Origin of the sequence: Ensifer sp. SSB1, from assembly GCF_016652895.1 — a bacterium.
GTDB lineage: Bacteria > Pseudomonadota > Alphaproteobacteria > Rhizobiales > Rhizobiaceae > Ensifer.
The window spans coordinates 1-19,652 of the sequence record NZ_JAEPRP010000142.1 but is presented as its reverse complement, the minus strand read 5'-3'; the positions used below and the strand labels follow the sequence as shown (position 1 = coordinate 19,652).

At 62.7% G+C, this 19,652-nt stretch carries 16 protein-coding genes and 2 pseudogenes; 5 read left to right on the top strand and 13 right to left on the bottom strand.

Going from position 1 to position 19,652, the window contains the following annotated elements:
* The 4 genes from I8N66_RS27680 to I8N66_RS27665 form a co-directional block, all read right to left on the bottom strand.
* Positions 1 to 153: ferrochelatase (locus I8N66_RS27680; RefSeq protein ID WP_365887960.1), on the bottom strand; the 153-nt coding region annotated here is incomplete at its 3' end.
* Positions 154 to 267: 114 nt separating this feature from the next.
* A complete protein-coding gene (locus I8N66_RS27675; RefSeq protein WP_291160734.1) occupies positions 268 to 2,154 on the bottom strand; it encodes a 5'-nucleotidase C-terminal domain-containing protein in 1,887 nt (628 codons plus the stop codon).
* A gap of 315 nt (positions 2,155 to 2,469) precedes the next feature.
* Complete coding sequence (omp10, locus tag I8N66_RS27670) at positions 2,470 to 2,838, bottom strand: outer membrane lipoprotein Omp10 (RefSeq protein ID WP_113540850.1); 369 nt, start codon at positions 2,836 to 2,838, stop codon at positions 2,470 to 2,472.
* Positions 2,839 to 3,011: 173 nt separating this feature from the next.
* Positions 3,012 to 4,463 carry a homospermidine synthase gene (locus tag I8N66_RS27665; protein WP_291160730.1) on the bottom strand — a complete coding sequence of 484 codons (1,452 nt, stop codon included), beginning with the start codon at positions 4,461 to 4,463 and terminating at the stop codon, positions 3,012 to 3,014.
* Between the two features lie 514 nt (positions 4,464 to 4,977).
* Here I8N66_RS27665 and I8N66_RS27660 point away from each other — a divergent pair.
* Entirely contained in the window at positions 4,978 to 5,928 is a 951-nt protein-coding gene (locus I8N66_RS27660; protein ID WP_113540852.1) for a GGDEF domain-containing protein, read from the top strand.
* Here I8N66_RS27660 and I8N66_RS27655 read toward each other — a convergent pair.
* The 3 genes and pseudogenes from I8N66_RS27655 to I8N66_RS27645 form a co-directional block, all read right to left on the bottom strand.
* Complete coding sequence (locus I8N66_RS27655) at positions 5,893 to 6,525, bottom strand: aminotransferase class IV family protein (protein ID WP_113540853.1); 633 nt, start codon at positions 6,523 to 6,525, stop codon at positions 5,893 to 5,895. The genes I8N66_RS27660 and I8N66_RS27655 overlap by 36 nt on opposite strands.
* A gap of 161 nt (positions 6,526 to 6,686) precedes the next feature.
* A pseudogene (locus tag I8N66_RS27650) lies at positions 6,687 to 7,826 on the bottom strand (aminodeoxychorismate synthase component I); the annotation flags it as partial.
* A gap of 45 nt (positions 7,827 to 7,871) precedes the next feature.
* On the bottom strand, positions 7,872 to 9,731 hold the full coding sequence (locus I8N66_RS27645; RefSeq protein ID WP_291160725.1) for a M3 family oligoendopeptidase: 1,860 nt from the start codon (positions 9,729 to 9,731) through the stop codon (positions 7,872 to 7,874).
* A 189-nt stretch (positions 9,732 to 9,920) separates the two neighbouring features.
* Here I8N66_RS27645 and I8N66_RS27640 point away from each other — a divergent pair, with 189 nt between their 5' ends.
* A complete protein-coding gene (locus I8N66_RS27640; protein ID WP_291160722.1) occupies positions 9,921 to 11,465 on the top strand; it encodes a sigma-54 dependent transcriptional regulator in 1,545 nt (514 codons plus the stop codon).
* Positions 11,466 to 11,645: 180 nt separating this feature from the next.
* A complete protein-coding gene (locus I8N66_RS27635) occupies positions 11,646 to 13,493 on the top strand; it encodes a DUF882 domain-containing protein (protein WP_113540857.1) in 1,848 nt (615 codons plus the stop codon).
* A 163-nt stretch (positions 13,494 to 13,656) separates the two neighbouring features.
* On the opposite strand, the gene I8N66_RS27630 is transcribed toward I8N66_RS27635, so the two are convergent.
* From I8N66_RS27630 to I8N66_RS27620, 3 genes are all read right to left on the bottom strand, one after another.
* Complete coding sequence (locus I8N66_RS27630) at positions 13,657 to 13,920, bottom strand: DUF2312 domain-containing protein (protein ID WP_034806111.1); 264 nt, start codon at positions 13,918 to 13,920, stop codon at positions 13,657 to 13,659.
* A gap of 126 nt (positions 13,921 to 14,046) precedes the next feature.
* Positions 14,047 to 14,352, bottom strand: a complete 306-nt coding sequence (locus I8N66_RS27625) for a DUF1244 domain-containing protein (protein WP_223725557.1) — start codon at positions 14,350 to 14,352, stop codon at positions 14,047 to 14,049.
* Positions 14,353 to 14,398: 46 nt separating this feature from the next.
* On the bottom strand, positions 14,399 to 15,187 hold the full coding sequence (locus I8N66_RS27620; protein WP_291160714.1) for an N-formylglutamate amidohydrolase: 789 nt from the start codon (positions 15,185 to 15,187) through the stop codon (positions 14,399 to 14,401).
* 289 nt (positions 15,188 to 15,476) lie between these two features.
* On the opposite strand from I8N66_RS27620, the pseudogene I8N66_RS27615 reads away from it, so the two are divergent.
* Positions 15,477 to 15,857, top strand: a pseudogene (locus I8N66_RS27615) (DUF1036 domain-containing protein); the annotation flags it as partial.
* Positions 15,857 to 17,296 carry a pyruvate kinase gene (gene pyk / locus I8N66_RS27610; RefSeq protein ID WP_291160711.1) on the top strand — a complete coding sequence of 480 codons (1,440 nt, stop codon included), beginning with the start codon at positions 15,857 to 15,859 and terminating at the stop codon, positions 17,294 to 17,296. The pseudogene I8N66_RS27615 and the gene pyk, both read left to right, overlap by 1 nt.
* A 28-nt stretch (positions 17,297 to 17,324) precedes the next feature.
* Here pyk and I8N66_RS27605 read toward each other — a convergent pair whose 3' ends face one another.
* From I8N66_RS27605 to I8N66_RS27595, 3 genes are all read right to left on the bottom strand, one after another.
* Positions 17,325 to 18,338, bottom strand: a complete 1,014-nt coding sequence (locus I8N66_RS27605) for an alpha/beta hydrolase (protein WP_291160708.1) — start codon at positions 18,336 to 18,338, stop codon at positions 17,325 to 17,327.
* A 5-nt stretch (positions 18,339 to 18,343) separates the two neighbouring features.
* Positions 18,344 to 18,820 carry a hypothetical protein gene (locus I8N66_RS27600; RefSeq protein WP_291160705.1) on the bottom strand — a complete coding sequence of 159 codons (477 nt, stop codon included), beginning with the start codon at positions 18,818 to 18,820 and terminating at the stop codon, positions 18,344 to 18,346.
* Between the two features lie 94 nt (positions 18,821 to 18,914).
* Positions 18,915 to 19,532, bottom strand: a complete 618-nt coding sequence (locus tag I8N66_RS27595; RefSeq protein WP_291160702.1) for a hypothetical protein — start codon at positions 19,530 to 19,532, stop codon at positions 18,915 to 18,917.
* Positions 19,533 to 19,652: the final 120 nt, after the last annotated feature.

The window sequence follows — 19,652 nt, the reverse complement described above, 5'->3', positions numbered from 1 at the left end:
CCGCCGGTCGGTCAGGAACTCCTTCAGGTAGCGGCGCATCGAGGTGTAGTCGGTACCGTCGGGCGTACCGAGGTTGACCAAAAGGACGCCGACCTTTCCGGATTTGACGGAGGGATGGTTGGCAGGGGCGGTCATGGCAAGTTGCTCGGTCATCTTGATCCTCGTCGGGCCCCGCTTCCGTTTGGAGCCTTCGGTTTCCAGTCCTTCTAAAAAGAAAAGCCGACGCGGGGAAGCCCGCGCCGGCCCTAAAAGTAGAGGCAAATTGTCTTACTTTGCCGGGATCTCCAGTTCCTTGCCGACATGCAGCGCGCGCGGCGCCGGCTTGCCGTTGGCCTCGGAGATCTTCTTCCAGAGCGCGCCTTCACCGTAGAACGACTTGGCGAGGTCCCACAGCGTGTCGCCCTTGGCGATCACGTGCTTCTGCGGACCGCTTGCGGCCGGTGCTGCTGCCTCGCCGGAGGTCGCGGCCGGCTGGGTTGCCGAGGTGTCGGTGCCGGTCGCCGGCTTTGCTTCCGTTGCCGGTTCCGCCGTTGCCGCACCTGCGGCCGCAGCGACCTCGGTGATGCGGCCATCGGTGTAGGGCTTGAACGGCTGGTGAGCGGCAAGATAGTCGGCGAGCACGGTTTCCAGGCCCGGACCGTAGTCGTACGCGTTTTCACCCTTCTCCTTGAAGACGTCGTAACCGTCGCCGCCATTGCGCATGTAGTTGTTGGTGACGAGCGAATAGGTCTTGGCCGGGTCGAGCGGGACGTAGGTCTCGCCTTCCTTCACCTCGACCGAGACGACGCGGCTTCCGATCGGCTTCGACTTGTCGAAGGAGAACTTCATGCCGGCGACCTGCGGGAAGCGGCCGCCGCCTTCTTCGAGCTTGCTGAGGCCGTTTTCGAGCGCCTCACGAATGCCGTCGCCCTTGATCTGGAAGGTTGCCACCGTGTTCTGGAACGGCAGCACGGTGATCGCCTCGCCCATCGAGACGTCGCCGGCATCGATAGACGCACGCAGGCCGCCGCCGTTGGTGATGGCGATGGTCACGCCCTGGCCCTTGACGCGATCGAGCATGGCGTCGGTGAGCAGGCTGCCCATCTCGCATTCCTTCGTGCGGCAATTCTCACGCGAGCCGTCGATCGGCGCTTCCGTCTTGGCGATGATCTTCGAGCGCAGCTCTTCGATCGGTTTGCCGAGTTCGGCGACGCGCGCCAGCACGGCCTCATCCGGCTTCACCGAGCTGTCCACCAGGATCGGGTCGCCCTTGGCTGCCTTGACCACGCCCTTGTCGTCGAAGGTCACGACGAGATCGCCGAGATACTTGGTGTAGGACGCGGCCTGAACGACGGGCACCTTGTAGCCGCCGGGGTTGTCGACCATCGTCGGATAGGGGCCTTCAGCCTTCGGATCGGTGTTAGAGAGCAGGCTGTGCGAGTGGCCGCCGACGACGATGTCGACGTCGGGGATCTTGGCGATCGCCGCCAGATCACGCGGATAGCCGACATGGGTCAGCGCGATGATCTTGTCGACGCCCTGCTTTTTGAGCTCTTCGACTGCGGCGGTGGTGGTGGCCACGTCGTCGCCGATCAGGATGTCCGGGCCGGGCGAGGAGAGTTCCGGCGTGTCGTTGGCGACGGCGCCGACGATGCCGATCTTCTGGCCGCCAACCTCGAGCACGATCGACGGCTTGATGCGGTCGCCGATCTTCGACTTGTGGCTCGGCAGCACGTTGGCGGTGACGACCGGGAAGGTGATCTTGTCGAGGAAGCCGGCCAGGCCGTCTTCGCTTTCGTCGAATTCGTGGTTACCCACGGTCATTGCGTCGAACTTCATCAGGTTCAGGAACTCGGCTTCGGCCAGGCCCTTATAGGTGGTGAAGAACAGCGAGCCCTGGAAGTTGTCACCGGCGTTGAGCAGCAGCACGTTCTTGCCGGAAAGGTCCTGGCGCTTCTGGTCGATCAGGGCTTTCAGGCGGGCGACGCCGCCGAAGCATTCGTTCTTGCCTTCCTCTTCCGCCGAGCAGGTCGAGTCGAACTTGTTGATCGACTCTATGCGGGAATGGAGGTCGTTGATGTGCAGGATGTTCAGCTCATAATCGGCGAAGGCTGCGCCCGAGGAGAGGGCAAGGATGGACGCGGTCATCAGGCCGGTCCGGATGTGTCTGATCATGATGTTCTCCTGTTTTGAGAGCGCTGCCCGGATTGGTCGAAGCACTCTGTCTCCCGTTGCACGCAAGCGAACACAAAACCGCGCGGCACTTTTGCTGCAATTGCTCCAGTGTCAGCCAACCGTATCCGGAGCCGTCAAGATGGATCCGTTCCCCACGGTGGGCGTGGCTTTGCCGGGCGGATGTTTTCATCACTTGAAGGCGACTTCAAGCGCTAAACCATCCTTGGGTTGTCGGATTTGCAACTAGGTTAAGCCGCGGGCGCAAATGAAAAAAGGCCCCCGATCGGGGGCTTTGATACTTGCCTGTTTGCTGTTTTAGCCGCGCCGTGCCAGCGAGAACTGCGCGCCGGCATCGGTGGTGCAATTGAGCTGGTTCTGGGTGACCAGGGCGCAATTGACCTTGGACTGAGTGTTGCGCACGAGCGAGGTCATATTGATCTCGACGAGCGTGGGGCTCATCTTGGTGTAGTTGCCCGAAGCAAGCAGCTGGTTGGTATCGGTCGTGCGGGTCGAGAAGGTTCCGCCCGCGAAGGTCGAGACGATACCGTTCGGATCCACCCAGGAGCCTTCGACGCCGGTCGCCTGGCTCGACGGCCCGCCCTCATCGATAATCCGGGGCGACGACTGGCAGGACGCCAAGGCCGCGGCGGTTGCGATTAGGGTCAGAACTGCGAATGGCTTCATAGGCGATTTCCCCCGCATTGGGCCGAGCGGACTGTTTCATTCCGGCATGACCATGCCGCGATCATGAGTTGAAAGCAAGAGTGGCAGGGGGCGGCAGTCGCCTTTTCCCGCAGAGATGAAAAGGCCCGGGACACGCTCGCGCCCCGGGCCGGATGACGTGTTACGTCAAAAGCTTAGCGAACAAGGATGTTCTTGAACTGCCAGGGATCCTTGGTGTCGATGTCTTCCGGGAACAGGCCCGGACGACCGTCGAGCGGGGTCCAGTCGGTGTAGTGGCCTTCAACCGGGCCGAGGTACTGGAGCTGCACTTCAAGGCACCGCTTGTAGTCCATCTCGTCAGCTTCGACGATGCCGGCCTTCGGGTTCTCGAGAGCCCAGACCATGCCGGCCAGGACTGCGGAGGTTACCTGCAGGCCGGTGGCGTTCTGGTAGGGAGCGATGCGGCGGGTTTCTTCCAGCGACAGGCGGGAACCGAACCAGTAGGCGTTCTTGTCGTGGCCGTAGAGCAGCACACCGAGTTCGTCGACGCCGTCGACCAGTTCCTTTTCGTCGAGGACGTGGTGCACCGGCTGGGCGTTGCCGCCGTTGCCGAACATCTCGTGCAGCGACAGAACGGCGTCGTTGGCCGGATGGTAGGCGTAGTGGCAGGTCGGGCGGTAGGTGACTTCGCCGTCCTTGTCGCGAACCGTGAAGAAGTCAGCGATCGAGATCGCCTCGTTGTGGGTCACGAGGAAGCCATACTGCGGGCCGGTGGTCGGGCACCAGGAGCGCACGCGGGTGTTGGCGCCCGGCTGCTCCAGGTAGATCGCTGCCTTGCAGCCCTTCTTGTGCTTCTTGGCGTTCTTCGGCATCCAGTTTTCATGGGTGCCCCAGCCGAGTTCGGCCGGCTGCAGACCTTCCGAGATGAAACCTTCGACCGACCAGGTGTTCCAGAAGGTGTTGAAGGGCTTCGGGTTCTTGGTGCGCTGGGTGTCGCGCTCGGCGATGTGCACGCCCTTGACGCCGACCTTCTTCATCAGCTTGGCCCAGCCTTCGCGGTCGTCCTGGTGCGGCTCTTCGTACTTCACGCCAAGGTCGTTGGCGAGGTTCAGGAGGCCCTGCTTGACGAACCAGGAGACCATGCCGGGGTTGGCGCCGCAGGTGGAAACCGCGGTCGTGCCGCCCGGGTTCTTTTCCTTCTCCTTGCGGACGGTTTCGCGCAGCGCATAGTTGGTGCGCTCGGAATTGTCCATTTCGGCGTCGAAGTAGAAACCGAGCCACGGCTCGACGACCGTGTCGACGTAGAGCACGTCGAGCTTGCGGCACATCTTCATCAAGTCGAGCGAGCCGGTGTCGACCGACAGGTTGACGCAGAAGCCCTGGCCTTCGCCTTCAGTCAGCAGCGGCTTCAGCAGTTCCTTGTAGTTGTCCTTCGTCACATGAGCGCGAACGTGACGTACGCCATGCCGCTCGAAAATCTCGTTATCGGCGGCGTCCTCACGGGGTTCGACCACGATCAACCGGTTCTTGTCGTATTTGAAGTGGCGCTCGATCAGCGGCAGGGTGCCGCGACCGATCGAACCGAAACCGATCATGACGATCGGACCGGTGATCTCGCCGTAAACCGGATAGGTGGTATCTGCCATTTTTGTCTTTCTCCTGAGAAAACTTTCCCTGTGACGTTGGGTGACTAAGCATGAGGAGCGGCTGGCGCCGCTGTTCTGGCTCGATGAATGTGCCGAAGCGGCCGTGGTGCCGAATGCGGCACGCGGGCGCTGTAGAGCATAGATTGCTGTCACAATAAAGAGCCGGCGGGTCAACCGCCATTTGAGAGTGTGCTTAACCGACAATCGAAAGCGGCGGCGATGGCCCTACGCTTCGACAAAGGGCACTTCTTTTCGACCAGATTGTACCCTAGCTGGTCGTCCGGCTCGATCCAGCGTTAAGGATCAGGCCGGAAAGGCCGATGGTGACGGGTGTGGAGAAGCCGTCATGGGGCGAGCGTTTCGTGCAGATCGGGCGATCCAAGGGGGATTTAACCATATCCCCATCGTTTCGCTCGCGTAAACGCTTGTCACATGCGCTTCGTGCTATAGCTTCGTTTGAAGCATCCGCTTCGCGCCATGATTGATATTGTCCGACCCGGAGGCGTGACAGACCGTGACCGGTAGTCATCTCAAGGCTCTTGCGGCCTTACAGAGCAAAACACCCGTACTGATCGCGCTTTATGATCAGCATGATCGACTGCGATTTGCCAACCCGGCATTCCGCACGGCATACCATCTCGGCCCGGACGAGAGCCCGACCTGGGCGGAGATCATGCGCCGCAACTACTCCGCCGGGCAAGGCACGGTCCTGAAGACCGACGATGTCAACGCCTGGATAGCCTCCACGACGCATCGGCGCGGCAAGGTGCCTTTTCGCGCCATGGAAACCGACCTGCATGACGGCCGCTGGCTATGGATGACGGAGACGGTGGATTCGGACGGCTGGATGCTGTGCATCGCCGTCGATGTCACCACCATCCACGCCGGGGAGCGCGAGCTCCGGCAGGATCGCGACTTTGCGCTTCGAGCCGCCCAGGTGGACGAGCTGACGAGCGTGCCGAACCGTCGGTACACGATGGGGCGGTTGACCGAGTTCATCGCCAACTGCGCCGAGAACCCGCATATGTGGGGCTGCGTCGCGATCATCGACATCGATTATTTCAAGGCGATCAATGACCGCCACGGGCACCAGCGCGGCGACGAGGTGCTGCTCGATTTCGCCCGCCAAATGCAGGAATTCGTGCGCCGTTCGGATTGTTTCGGTCGCATCGGCGGCGAGGAATTCATGCTCATCCTGCCCGATACCACCATCAGCGAGGGCAACCGTATTCTCGACCGGCTGCTCGAAAGGGTCAGAAGCTCCCGGCCGCTCGAGAACATTCCGGAATTCTTCTACACCTGTTCGGTAGGGCTTGCGGAATATCGCGATGGGGATTCGGTCAGCGATCTCTATGCGCGCGCCGACCAGGCGCTTTATCTCGCCAAGCGCGACGGCCGGGATCGCGTGAGGCGCTATACCCTGCCGGGTTCAGATCACGAGGCCCACCCGGATCAGACCGCGTAGCGAATTGCCGACATAGAGCGTTCCGCCTGTGAGATCTGTCGGCGAGAGCCGCGCGACGCGGGCGCGCCGTTGGCAGATGAGTTCGGTGCGAAGCACGCCGGCGAGCAGCCCGCAGGCGATCGGCGGCGTTTTCAGGATGCCGCTGCCGTCATCGAGGAAGACCGAGGTGATCGTGCCCTCGCAGACTTCGCCCTTTTCGTTGAGTAGAAGAACCTCGTCAGCCTCGCTGGCTTTGAACTCGCCGCGGGCCGCTTCATAGGCTGCCCGGCGGCTGGTCTTGTAGCGCAGCAGCGGATCGCTGGAGTCGAGCCGTGTGGCGGCTATCCGCACCTGCCAGATCGTATCGTCCGGCAATGGCACGAACGGTGCGGTCTTCACCTCGATGCGCCCATCGGGAAAAAGCTCGAGCCGCACGCGGCGCGAAGCCGCGTCGCCGCCAACTTCCACCGCAGCCAGGAAGGCGGCTTCTGCACCTTCGGCTCCTGGAATGCCCAGTCGACGTGCCGATCGCTTCAGCCTCGCCAGATGCAGCCGCATGCGAAGGAAGCCGGTTTCGCCGTCAAAACGCAGCGTCTCGATCAGCGAGAAGACCGTCATCGCACGATCTCGCCGTCGCCCGGCACGATCTCGCCGTCGCCCGGCGCGACCTCGCCGTCGCCCGGCGCGACCTCGCCGTCGCCCGGCGCGACCTCGCCGTCGCCCGGCGCGACCTCGTCGTCGCCCGGCGCGACCTCGTCGTCGCCCAGCGCGATGTGATCGTCGCCAACGGCAAAGCGAGCCTTGAGCAGGCATTCCTCGTATTCGGATTGGGCGTTGCTGTCGAAGACAATGCCGCCGCCGACATTGAACACGGCTTCGCCGCTCGCAAAAAGCGAAATGGTGCGGATGGCGACGCTGAAGCGCATGACCCCGTTCGGCGCGATAAAGCCGATGGCGCCGCAATAGGCGTCGCGGGGTCCGTCCTCCAGATCGTGCAGGATTTCCATGGCCCGCATCTTCGGCGCGCCGGTGATCGAGCCGCAGGGAAAGAGAGCCGCGAAGATGTCGCTGAGGCCGATCTCCGGCAAGAGTTTCGCCCGGACGTGGCTCACCATCTGGTGCACGGTCGGGTAGGTCTCGATCTCGAAGAGTTTGGGGACGTTGAGCGTGCCGACCTCGGTGATGCGCGAGATGTCGTTGCGCAGCAGATCGACGATCATCCGGTTTTCGGCCTGGGTCTTTTCGTCGGCGCGCATCGCCGCGATGATCTCGGCATCCTCTGCCGCCGATGCGCCGCGTTTGGCCGTACCCTTCATCGGGTGCGTTTCGATCCAGCCATCCGCATCGACGCGGAAGAAGAGTTCCGGCGACCGCGACAGGAGGACCGGCCCGTCGAGGGCAACGAGCGCCCCGTATTTTACCGGCTGGCGCTCGATCAGCGACCAGAAGGCAGCACGCGGATCGCCGGACCAGCGGGCACGGATCGGCATCGTCAGGTTGGCCTGGTAGCAATCGCCCTTCCGCAGGTGCTGGTGCAGACGATCGAAGCGCTCGCGGTATGTTTCGAAGTTCCAGTCGGCGCGCGGCTCACTGAGGAGAGGTTCGTTTTCGGTCCGGCGTTGCGGCTCGGCCAAAGGATGATCTTCCAAAGGCGCATCGAAGATGCCGAAGGACATGAGAGGCGTCTCGCGGCCTTCCTCGGCGAAACCCGAAAGTTTCTCTTCGAAGAGGTGCCCGGCCTCATAGGACATGAAGCCGGCGATCCATTTGCCGGACTCGTGGGCCCGCTCGAGCTCGGCAAGGCCGCGGACGAATTCGGACTTCGTGCGCGCGGTGAGGACACGCAAGGGCTCAGCGAAGACCGTCGTGCGGTTTTCGCTGTCGTCCCGGAACAGCACATAGGGTGCGGTGTTGCTCATAAAGTCGTCTTGTCGATCGCTCCGCGATCCGGACCTCTGCCCGGATCAGGCCTTATCAAGCGCTTCGAGTTCGTCGATGAGCCCTTCGATCATCGACAGTCCCTGTGCCCAGAACGACGGATCGGTGGCATCGAGGCCGAAGGGGGCGAGCAACTCGGAGTGGTGCTTGGTGCCGCCAGCCTTCAACAGTTCGAAGTACTTATCCTGGAAGCCTTTTTCGGCGTTCTGGTACACGGCGTAGAGCGAGTTCACCAGGCAGTCGCCGAACGCATAGGCGTAGACGTAGAAGGGCGAGTGGATGAAGTGCGGGATATAGGCCCAATAGGTCTCGTAGCCCTCGGAAATCCGGATCGCCGGACCAAGGCTTTCGCTCTGCACCGACAGCCACAGCTTGCCAATGTCGTCGGCCGTCAGTTCGCCTTCCTTGCGGGCGGTGTGAACCTTGCGCTCGAACTCGTAGAAGGCAATCTGGCGCACGACCGTGTTGATCATGTCCTCGACCTTTTGCGACAGCATGGCCTTGCGCTCGCGCTTGTCCTTCGTCCGGTCGAGCAGCGCACGGAAGGTCAGCATTTCGCCGAAGACGGATGCGGTCTCGGCGAGCGTCAACGGGGTCGACGCCATCAGCGCGCCCTGTCCGCCAGCCAGCACCTGGTGCACGCCGTGGCCGAGTTCGTGTGCGAGCGTCATCACGTCGCGCGGCTTGCCCATGTAGTTGACGAGCACATAGGGGTGCGCCGACGGAACCGTCGGATGGGCAAAGGCGCCCGGTGCCTTGCCGGGGCGCACGGGTGCGTCGATCCAGCTTTCGTCGAAGAAGCGGCGGGCGATCGCGGCCATTTCCGGCGCGAAGGCATTATAGGCGGAGAGCACCGTGTCCTTGGCTTCGTTCCACGAGATCAGCGCGTTCGGCGTTTCCGGCAACGGCGCATTGCGATCCCAGAAATCCATCTCCTGCATGCCGAGCCACTTCGCCTTCATCGTGTAGTAGCGATGCGACAGGCGCGGATAGGCGGATTTGACGGCTTCTGCAAGCGCATCGACGACTTCGCGTTCGACGCGGTTCGCCAGATGGCGGCTGTCGGCGATGTCCTGAAACCCACGCCAGCGGTCGGAGATTTCCTTGTCCTTGGCAAGCGTGTTGGTGATCAGCGTGAAGGTGCGGATATTGGCCTTGAAGGTTTCTGCAAGCGCCATCGCCGCCTTCTTGCGAACCTCGGTCGCCGGATCCTGCAACAGGTTCAGGGTGACTTCGAGCGGCAGGGATTCACCGTCGACGTTGAAGGTGAGGCTCGCCATCGTCTCGTCGAACAGCCGATTGAAGGCCGCGGCGCCGGTCATCGATTTTTCCAGGAAAAGCTGCTCCAGCTTGTCGTCGAGCTGGTAGGGCTTGTCCATGCGCAGGTCGGTCAGCCAGGGCTTGTAGTGCGCGGCAAGCGGATCGTTTTCCAGCGCCTTGTCGAGGATCGCGTCATCGATGCGATTGAGTTCCAGCGAGAAGAACAGGAGATGCGCCGACATGTCGGTGAGCTTCGACTGCACGTCGCCGTAGAGCTTGCCGTTTTCAGGCTTGGACGTGTCCGAGAAGTAGGTGAGGCCGGCATAGGAGGCGATGCGGCCCATGGCGTCTTCGAGCGCTTCGAATTCCCGGACGGCGGCGCCGATGCCAGCGTCACCGGTCTTCGTCGCGGCCTCGGCCAGCTTGCCCTTCCACTTGGTCTCGAAGGCGATCGAGTCGGTCTCGGCCTTCTTCAAGTCGTTGCGAAAAGCATCCGATGTGGCGGACGGATAGAGATCCTCAAGCCGCCAGGACGGCAGGTCACCGAGATCCGCGGTGGCGCCATGGGACTGCCCGGCGGCAGCACGGACGACGGATTGCTCGGGAGCGAAGGGGCGGAAGGTCATCGTCGGATTTCTCTCGTTCGTGACAGGAAGAAGGCAAGCGATATGGGTCCCATTGCTATCGCCGGCAATGGATAAAATGCAAGCATTTCTCAAAACATGATGTTCAGCCCTTTATGGCACAGATGCCTGACGTGATTTGGCACATGAGGTTGGCCAAAAAGTACCGCGTGTCCAGAGCAGGAGGCTTCCGTGACATCACATATTCTGGTCATCGATGACGATCCGGTGCAGCGCCGGTTGCTGACGAACATGATCGAGCGTCTCGGCCATGTGGCGCATCTCGCTGACAACGGCCGCAGCGGTCTGGAGCTCTTGGAGCGCAAGGGAGGCATGATCAATGTCATCCTGCTCGACCTGTTGATGCCGGAGATGAACGGCCACGGCTTCCTCGACGCTCTCGCCGAGCGCGGCGTCGATACGCCTGTCATCGTGCAGACCGGCCAGGGTGGGATCGAGACAGTCGTTCACGCGATGCAGGCGGGTGCGTTCGACTTCCTGGTAAAGCCGGTTTCTCCGGAGCGGCTATCGGTTGCCATCGGCAATGCGCTGAAAATGGCGAGCCGCGATGGCAAGGTCAAAACCTCGCGCCGTCCGCGCGGCGGCGCCGTCGGCTTTGAAGATATCGTTTCGGCAAGTCCGGCGATGATCCGTGTGATCGACCTGGCGCGCCGTGCCGCCCAGTCCAACATCCCGATCGTGCTCGAAGGCGAGTCCGGCGTCGGCAAGGAAATGGTGGCCCGCGCCATCCAGTCGGCGAGCGATCGGGTCGGCAAGCCCTTCGTCACCGTCAACTGTGGCGCGATCCCGCACAATCTGGTCGAGAGCATTCTCTTCGGTCACGAAAAGGGCGCCTTTACCGGCGCGACGGAAAAACACAGCGGCAAGTTCGTCGATGCGGACGGCGGCACCCTGTTCCTCGACGAGATCGGCGACCTGCCGCTCGAAGTCCAGGTCAAACTTCTGCGTGCGGTGCAGCAGGGCGAGATCGAGACGATCGGCGCGCGCCATCCGCAGAAGGTCAATGTCCGACTGATCTCCGCCACCAACAAGGACCTGATCAACGAAGTGCGCGAAGGGCGGTTCCGCGAGGACCTCTACTACCGCCTCAACGTCTTCCCGATTACCATTCCGGCGCTGCGCCGGCGCAAGGAAGACATTCCCGTTCTGGTGCGTTCCTTCGTCGAGCGTTTCGCCGCTGAACAGCGGCTGCATGCACCGCTTGCCATATCGAGCGGCGCCCTGGCGCTGCTGACCGCCTATGACTGGCCGGGCAATATCCGGCAGCTGGAAAACGCGATCTTCCGGGCCGTGGTGCTTGCCGAAGGCAACGAACTGACGGTGAAGGACTTCCCGCAGATCGCCACGCAGATCCCGGGTTATGTGGTTTCCGACCGCTCGGGTTTCTCCTGGGGCGAAGCCGGTCCGGAGCGGGAAAACGCGCCGGCGGAGCACGTGCCGAACGTCTATCCGGACTTTGCAAGTGCGGCGAAATCGATGGAAGGCGATGCCGGACACGACCCGCGCATGGAGAACGCGATTGCCAGCGTCGACGAGGGCGGGGACGTGCGCAAGCTTGCCGAAGTGGAAGAGGAACTGATTCGTTTTGCGCTGAAGTTCTACCGCGGACAGATGAGCCAGGTGGCTCGCAGGCTCGGCATCGGCCGGTCTACGCTCTACCGCAAGCTGAAAGATTATGGCATCGATCCCGAGAACCCGTTGAGGGAGGCGGCATAAAATCGACGCATTCACGATTCATTAGCCCTGCTATTCCGTCACCGCCGTTTAGACCTTGTTAGTGAAGTGTTCACTATATTATAAGGGGCGGTGACGACTGTGGCATATTTGCCATGCTGTCACCTTATTTGACAGTCATCTGAGACAGCGAAGTACGGTTGTCCGTCGGACGGGGATTGAATGCCAAATTTGTTCGGTTTTAAGAAGCCGCTCGGCTCCTTAGCGAGAGTCTGCGCGGCGTTTACCCGTAAGGTTCCGCAGGTTCTTACATCCGTTGCGATTGCGGCTACCCTCGTGACGCCGGGCTTTGCACCCCCCGTAGAGGCCGCTGGCCAGACCCGGACACTGAAGCTCTATTTCATTCATACCCAGGAAAAAGCGCAGATCACCTTCAAGCGCAACGGCCGCTACGACCCCAAGGGCCTGCAGGAGATCAACCGCTTCCTGCGCGACTGGCGTCGCAACGAACCGACCAAGATGGATCCGCGCCTGCTCGATCTTGTCTGGGAAGTCTACCAGAAGAGCGGTTCGCGCGATTACATCCACGTCGTCTCGGCCTATCGTTCGCCTGCAACCAACGGCATGCTGCGCTCGCGCTCGAAGGGCGTTGCCAAGAAGAGCCAGCACATGCTCGGCAAGGCGATGGACTTCTATCTTCCCGATGTGAAGCTGAAGACCGTGCGTGAGATCGGCATGAAATTCCAGGTGGGTGGCGTCGGCTTCTATCCGACTTCCGGCTCGCCTTTCGTTCACATGGACGTCGGCGGTGTCCGCGCCTGGCCGCGCATGTCGCGCGCCGAACTCGCGCGTCTCTTCCCTGACGGCAAGACCATGCACCTGCCTTCCGACGGCAAGCCGTTGCCCGGCTATGAGCAGGCGGTCGCTGACTACAAGCGTCGCGTTGGTGCCTCGGCGATCGAAGTCGCCGGCGGTGGCGCGACAGGTTCGGGCGATACGGCAAGCGGCAAGCGTCGCGGCAACCTGTTCGCCATGCTCTTTGGCGGCGGTGGCGACGAGGATGAAGAACCCTCGGCGATTGCGGCTGGTCCGGGCGCCGACGACGAAGGCGGCGCTGCGCCGGCTGCGGTCCAGACGGCCTCCGCTCCGGCTGCGCAGCAGGCGCTGCCCGGTGTCGCCGGCTCCGTTGCCGCCGAACCGGCGGTTGCTGCCGAACAGAACATCAATGCGCCGGTCCCGGCCGTCCGCCCTGCCTTCAAGGATGCGCCTGCCGATGGCGGCGTAGCCGTTGCACTGGTGGCGCCGCAGAAGAACGCGGCCCAGGACGCGCTTGCCGCTGCCCTGCCGCAGACCTCGGAAATGCCGAGCGAATTCGCCGATCTCGGCTCGATGAAGGTGCCGGTGCCGCAGATGCTTGACCGTCGCGACATGAACACGCTTGTCGCTTCGGCCGATCCTTCCGCGGATGTGCAGGCGCTTGGCTTCGTGCCAGTTCCGGCGGTACGGCCCGCGGGTGACGTGGCCCTTGCCGCCGTTGCCGATGCGCAGGTCGTGGTTCCGTCCTTCGCGGAACGTCCGGTTGTTGCGTCCGCAGAGCCGCCGCGTGACGTTGCCGCCGAAGCGTCGACCCGTGTCGCGCTTGCCGCTCCGACGCCCGCCCAGCGCCAGCCGGTATCGCAGCAGCCGATCGAAATGGCGGCCTATGCGCCGCAATCGAACACGAATGCCCGCGCGGCAGTCTTCGACAATGCCTTCGACACGCAGGCCGAAGCGCCGGCAAAGGGTGGCCGCCCGAAGAAGAACGACGCCGATGCCGCGACCCGTTCGTCGGTGCGTACCGAACCGAAGCTGACCCAGAAGATCATTTCCGAATGGGCGCTGACGACGGGGCGTGTGGCCACGCTTTCCAAGCCGGTCAAGGCGCCGCGCTTCGTCAGCAAGTCGCTCCGTGCCGCACCGACTACGGTCTACGCCGCTGGCTTCTCCAGCAGCGCCGGCACGGTGGACACGGCCCGGTTCAGCGGCACTGCAGTCAACTTCATGGAAGTGAAGAAGTTCAGCACGAATTGAGCTTCGGTCTCCGAGCAGACACGAAAAAGCCCGCCGGTCCGGCGGGCTTTTTGATTCTGCATCGTGCTTTCGAGCGCTGCCGCTTCTGGACAGGATCGAGGCGCAGTGCGTTCCGGATCGCACCCGGACAAACGCCGCCTGCCGGCGGCCTGCAAGTAGCGGCTTATTCTTCGTCGGCCGCCGGCACCATGCCGAGCGCCTGGAGGTAGGTGTCGAGGATCGCTTCCTGCTCCATGCGCTCGTCGTGGTCCTGCTTGCGGATCGAAATGACCTTGCGCAGGATCTTGGCGTCGAAGCCCGTGGACTTGGCTTCGCCGTAGACGTCCTTGATGTCGTCCGCGATGGTCTTCTTTTCTTCTTCCAGGCGTTCGATCCGCTCGATGAAAGCACGAAGCTGATCGCGTGCGACGCCGTGAGCATCCGACATGGTCTTCTCCTTGATACGGGGAATTGAATTTCTTGGGTGCCGTGACGTGCCGCGAACGGCCGCCAAGGTCAAGGGTGATTGCGCAACAACGCGGTCATTTCCGTGGCAGGCGCCGGCGAAATGATCTTATTCCTTCGGCCGGTTGACCTCGAAAGCGGCCTTCTGCTCTGTGGTTGCTTCCCTTTGGTTGCGCTCGCGCCATTCCTCGTAGGGCATGCCGTAGATGATCTCGCGCGATTCCTCCTTGGCGAGAGGAACGCCAGCCTGTTCGGCTGCTTCGCGGTACCAGTTGGAAAGGCAATTGCGACAGAAGCCGGCGAGGTTCATCAGGTCGATGTTCTGGACATCGGAGCGTTCGCGCAGATGGGCGACGAGACGGCGAAAGGCGGCCGCTTCGAAGGCGGTCTGCTGGTCCCGGGTCAGTTCGGTCATGGACGTCGATCCTCTTCAGTTGCTACGCGCCATCGGCGGAAATATCTCAATAGCCGCCGGTGCGGGAGGCGTGGCGCTCGTAGCGATGCAACTCAGGCATGGCGTTGAGACCCGCAAGGATTGGCGCCAGCCGCTCGGCCCAGGCGGCAACTCCCGCCTCGTCGGCAATCAGGTCCTGGCGCACCTCGATCAGGGCGTGGGGGATCCCCGGCACCATGCAATGCCGGAACATGGTATCCCCGCGCAGTGCACCGTCATAGGGCTCGTTGTTGCCGACGACGATGTCGCCCGATGCCTCGAGCATCTCGATCAGCGGCAGGACGGCGCGCGGATCGTTGTCCCAAAGGACGGCGGCGTGCCACGGACGGGCGGCACCCTTCCAGGCCGGTGTGTAGGAGTGGATCGAAATAACCAGCGGTGCTGCGCCGTGCGCCTCGGCGCTTCGACCGATCGTCTCGGAAACAGCGCGATGATAGGGACGGTGGAAGCGGTGCAGCCGGTTCTCCCATTCCTCCTGGCTGATCGGGTGGTTGCCGGGGATGATCGCACCGTCGGAGATTTTCATGATCAGCGTCGGATCGTCTTCTGCGCGATTGGGATCGATCAACAGTCGGGAGAAGCAACCAAGCACGGCCGGCGCATCGAGCATTCGGGAAAGCTGCCGCACCAGTGCCTCGACGCCGATGTCATAGGCGATGTGCCGCTCGAATGCCGCGGCGGGCAGGCCGAGACTGCCGTATTCCGCCGGCAGCCGGTTCATCGCGTGGTCGGCAAGCAAGACGATCCCGGTTGCAGGCTTGGCTTCGATAATCTCATAGGGAGAATAGTGTTGCATTCCGGTCCAGTCTCTTGTCTAGCCTCGACTTCGCTGATCGCACGCGCGCGCGTCAATCGCAAGAAACGCGCAACTGTTTAGCGCAATTTGAAAGCAATTTGGCGATTGTAATCGATTAGAGTTACGTTGACTTTCGGGGCTGGCCGTCGCAAGAAAGTGCCACGCAAATCAAAACGGAGTTCCATCGGAAACCGTGTCCAGAAATCCTTTTTCCAAAGCGAAGCCGGGGCTGACGACACTGGGAGGCATCCTCCTGTTTTTCCTGGCAACCTCAAGCTCATTTCTCTTTGCCGACGACGCGCGCGCCGATTTTCGCGTCTGCAACGGCACGCAAAATCTCGTCGGCGTGGCGATCGGCTACCGAGCCAAGGAAGGCTGGGTAACGGAGGGCTGGTGGCAGGTTCCGGCCACCACCTGCGCGACCTTGATCGAGGGCGAGCTTCAGTCACGATACTATTATCTCTACGCGGAAGACGCGGCCCGCGGTGGCCGCTGGACCGGTGACGTCAACATGTGCGTCGCCGAGAACGAGTTCAAGATCACGGGCGTTCAGGACTGCTTCGCCCGCGGCTTCCAGCGCATGGGATTCAAAGAATACGACACGGGGCGGCAAGGGAGCTGGATGGTTCAGCTCTCCGAAACGCCCGGCACGCAGGAAAGCCAGAATTGATGAAGCGGAACAGAAAAGTCAAAATCCTCGCCACGCTCGGACCGGCGTCTTCCGATGAGCAGATGATCCAGAAGCTGCACGAGGCCGGGGCTGATCTGTTCCGCATCAACATGAGCCATGCGAGCCACGACGTGATGCGCACGCTGGTCCAGCGCATCCGCGCGGTCGAAGCGCGTTGCGGCCGACCGATCGGCATTCTCGGCGACCTGCAGGGGCCGAAGCTGCGCGTCGGCAAGTTTGCCGAAGGCAAGGTAGACCTCAAGGTCGGCCAGACCTTTACGCTCGACAACAGGGACGAGCCTGGCGACAACACCCGCGTTTTTCTGCCGCATCCTGAGATCCTCGAAGCGGTCAAGCCTGGTCATCGCCTGTTGATCGACGACGGCAAGCTGCATCTCAAGGCTGAAAAGACCGACGGCAAGAGCATCGTCACGACGGTGGTCGCCGGCACCAAGATTTCCGACCGCAAGGGCGTCAGCCTGCCCGATACGCTGCTGGCCGTCGGCGTCCTGACGGACAAGGACCGTTCCGACCTCGATGCGGTTCTGGCGACCGGCGAATTCGACTGGGTGGCACTGTCCTTCGTTCAGCGTCCGGAGGATCTGGCCGAGGTTCGCAAGATCGCCCGCGGTCGCGTCGGCCTGATGTCGAAGATCGAGAAGCCGCAGGCGCTCGACCGGATCGACGAGATCATCGAGCTTTCGGACGCCTTGATGGTGGCGCGCGGCGACCTCGGTGTCGAAATGCCGCTGGAATCCGTACCGGGCCTGCAGAAGCAGCTGACGCGCGCATGTCGCCGCGCCGGCAAGCCGGTGGTCGTCGCCACGCAGATGCTGGAATCGATGATCTCCGCACCGGTCCCGACACGTGCCGAAGTCTCCGACGTCGCGACTGCCGTCTTCGAGGGGGCCGACGCGGTCATGCTGTCTGCCGAGTCCGCTTCGGGCGAGTATCCGGTGGAGGCTGTCTCGACCATGGCGTCGATCGCCAGCAGCGTCGAGCGCGACCCGCACTATTCGAGCATCATCTACGCCCAGCGCACGCCGCCGGAAGCAACCGGTGCCGACGCGATCTCGCTGGCTGCCCACCAGATTGCGGAGACGCTCCGGCTCTCTGCGATCGTCTGCTACACCTCGTCCGGTACGACGGGTCTGCGCGCCGCTCGCGAGCGGCCCCAGGTTCCGATCATTGCACTCTCGCCGATCGTTCAGACGGCACGACGCCTTTCAGTCGTCTGGGGGCTGCATTGCGTCGTTACCGAGGACGCGACGGATCTCGACGACATGGTCAACCGCGCCTGCCGTATCGTTGCGGCTGAAGGCTTCGGCAAGCCCGGCGAACGCGTCATCATCTCTGCCGGCGTGCCCCTGGGTACGCCCGGCGCCACCAACATGCTGCGCATCGCCTATATCGGCTCCGACGGCATGAGCGGCGTCTGACGCAGCCTTTGTGAATGTGCGAGGCGGGTCAGCTCTGATTGATGGCTTCGGACGACGAGATCAGGCGGGCTTCGGCCCGCCTTTTTATTTGCTCGAGATCGGTCGGCTGGCCCGCCATCTTTTCGAGTGCGGCGACGACGACGTCCGTGACCACATAGTCGGGCTTGTGGCCGAGATTGCCGATCCACAGCAGTTCCGCGCCGGGAATATCGCGCGCAAGTCCGCGGGAATGGATGTCGGCCAGCACGATGCCGTCACTGTCGCCGGTGATGATAACGGTCTGGGCAGTGATCTCGCGGTAGCGCGGTGCAGTCGCGGTCAAGTAGGCATGCAGATTGGCAATGTCGCGCGCGTTGTTGCGGAAGGTCGCGGGACGCAGCACCAGATGCGGGCCGGTCTTATCGATGTAATCGTCGGGGCGCGGATTGGGCGAAAAGATCGAGCGGGTACCGCCCTCGATGCGCCGTTGGCCCAAAGGCGTCACCAGCGTATGGGCGAAGAGCCAGCCGATCACCGGCAGTGCGGTGAAACGGTAGTACCAGTCGATGCCGCCTGGCCAGGGGTGTGTCGCAGGTGCCAGCAGGATGAGGCCGGCGGTCCTGTCCGGATGATGCAGGGCGAAGCTCGCGGCGATCGCGCCGCCGAAGGAATGGCCGACGATGACGGCGCGACCGATGCCGCGCTTGTCCATCAGCCTCGCGATCGCCGCCGCCTGGCCGTCCGGAAGATCGTTTTCCGCTCCGCCACGCTCGGAATAGCCGTGGCCGGGACGATCGACGAACAGCATCTCGGCGCGGTTATCAAGGGCGGGCGCGAAGGCGTGCAGCTGATCGAGCAGATTGCCGCTGGCGCCATGGATGAAAACAGCCGGCAGGTCGGCCTTGCCGCTCGCGGGCAGGTGTACGCTGTTCAAGCGGTAACCGCCGATGTCGATCAATTCGCCGACATTGGGAAACCGACGCGCGAAGACCCGTGCGTGCCACAGGCTGTAGGCGATGCCGACAAGCGTCAGTCCTATGAAAAGGAGGGTGCCTGGAAACATTGTCCCTATCTGTCTTCCGGCGTCGCCGGCTCGTTGGCGCGCGCCTGAAAATGCGCTGTTTCAGCGGGCGGTGTGCGCATCAGCTGCCACCGTGGCCAGATGTCGTCCACGGCGCGCCTGCGGGCAAGCACGAACTCGGGCAGCGCGGTATCCCGGTCGCCCCTGTTGTAACGGGTGTCGGTTCGATCGACAACGAGGACCGGAGGTGCGCCGAATTGATCGGCAGTGATGTCGACGATGAAGTCGCCGCATTCGACCCAGGCGTGGCTTTGCCAGCTGCCCTCGTGGAAGAAGCCGAATGGACCGATTTCCGGTTCGCTGGGGCCCGCGCGCGGCGTGCCCGAGGCCCAGACGGCGTCAAATCCTTCGGTACTCAAGGCCCGCACGAGAAACAGGCTTGAGCGGCCGCAGGTCCATTGCGAGGGAAGTGCCGGCAGATCGCCGCCCCAGGCCCGATGCCATTCCAACCAGATTGGTTCCATGAAACGGCGCGCGGCCGTTGCTATCTCGCGCAGTGCGATTTCATGGGCCGGGAGGGACGTTGACGGGGGCTGCAATCGACGATGTCGTGTGCGGTCAGGTCTTGCTGCCCGCGAGCTTCTCGGCGAGTTCGCCCAATCGCTCCTGAGCCTTGCGGTCGGCGGGATAGATGTTCAGGAACTGCTCCCATGCCCGCATGGCAAGCTCGTCCTTACCGGAGGCGTCGAGGATCGCGGCCATGCCCGCGAGCGCGCCGAAATGGCGCGGTTCGATCGCCAGCACCCGGTTGATGTCCGACATGGATTTCCGGTAGTTGCCCATAGCGTAGTGCAGCGTCGCGCGGCGGTTCCAGCCTTCGACATAGTTGGGCGCAAGCGTGATCACCTGGTCGAGGATGTCGAGTGCCGCCGCCTGCTTGTTGTCGGTAATGGCCTTGTCGGCCCATTGCATCAGCAGATTGACGGTGGCGCTGCCGGAATCCTGCCACTCCACACGGATCTGGTTGGCGAGCTCACGCGCCTTGTCTGCGTCGCGTTCCTTCTTGAGGTCTGCGAACAGGGCATCCAGTCGTTGCTTGGGTGTGGTGAGGCTGGCGGATTCGGTCTGGGCCGGTGTTTCCGCCGCGAGAGAGAAACTGCCAGCTCCTAGGGAGGTGGCGAGCAGGGCGGCGGTACACGCCAGAATCAAGGGTACAAAAACTCGCATGGCGAGCATGTTAGCTCGCCATGGGACAACTTCATAATCAAATCTGGTACATCGCCGAAGCGATGTCCGCATCCCCGCAGAGATCAGCCCTGACGAGCCTTGAAGCGCGGGTTGGACTTGTTGATGATG

Bases quoted from the DNA above. Each gene is read 5' to 3' on its own strand.
- I8N66_RS27675 (WP_291160734.1), bottom strand. From the start codon at position 2,154: ATGATCAGACACATCCGGACCGGCCTGATGACCGCGTCCATCCTTGCC.
- omp10 (WP_113540850.1), bottom strand. From the start codon at position 2,838: ATGAAGCCATTCGCAGTTCTGACCCTAATCGCAACCGCCGCGGCCTTG.
- I8N66_RS27665 (WP_291160730.1), bottom strand. From the start codon at position 4,463: ATGGCAGATACCACCTATCCGGTTTACGGCGAGATCACCGGTCCGATC.
- I8N66_RS27655 (WP_113540853.1), bottom strand. From the start codon at position 6,525: ATGACGGTCTTCTCGCTGATCGAGACGCTGCGTTTTGACGGCGAAACC.
- I8N66_RS27645 (WP_291160725.1), bottom strand. From the start codon at position 9,731: ATGACCTTCCGCCCCTTCGCTCCCGAGCAATCCGTCGTCCGTGCTGCC.
- I8N66_RS27635 (WP_113540857.1), top strand. From the start codon at position 11,646: ATGCCAAATTTGTTCGGTTTTAAGAAGCCGCTCGGCTCCTTAGCGAGA.
- I8N66_RS27630 (WP_034806111.1), bottom strand. From the start codon at position 13,920: ATGTCGGATGCTCACGGCGTCGCACGCGATCAGCTTCGTGCTTTCATC.
- I8N66_RS27625 (WP_223725557.1), bottom strand. From the start codon at position 14,352: ATGACCGAACTGACCCGGGACCAGCAGACCGCCTTCGAAGCGGCCGCC.
- I8N66_RS27620 (WP_291160714.1), bottom strand. From the start codon at position 15,187: ATGCAACACTATTCTCCCTATGAGATTATCGAAGCCAAGCCTGCAACC.
- pyk (WP_291160711.1), top strand. From the start codon at position 15,857: ATGAAGCGGAACAGAAAAGTCAAAATCCTCGCCACGCTCGGACCGGCG.
- I8N66_RS27605 (WP_291160708.1), bottom strand. From the start codon at position 18,338: ATGTTTCCAGGCACCCTCCTTTTCATAGGACTGACGCTTGTCGGCATC.
- I8N66_RS27600 (WP_291160705.1), bottom strand. From the start codon at position 18,820: ATGGAACCAATCTGGTTGGAATGGCATCGGGCCTGGGGCGGCGATCTG.
- I8N66_RS27595 (WP_291160702.1), bottom strand. From the start codon at position 19,532: ATGCTCGCCATGCGAGTTTTTGTACCCTTGATTCTGGCGTGTACCGCC.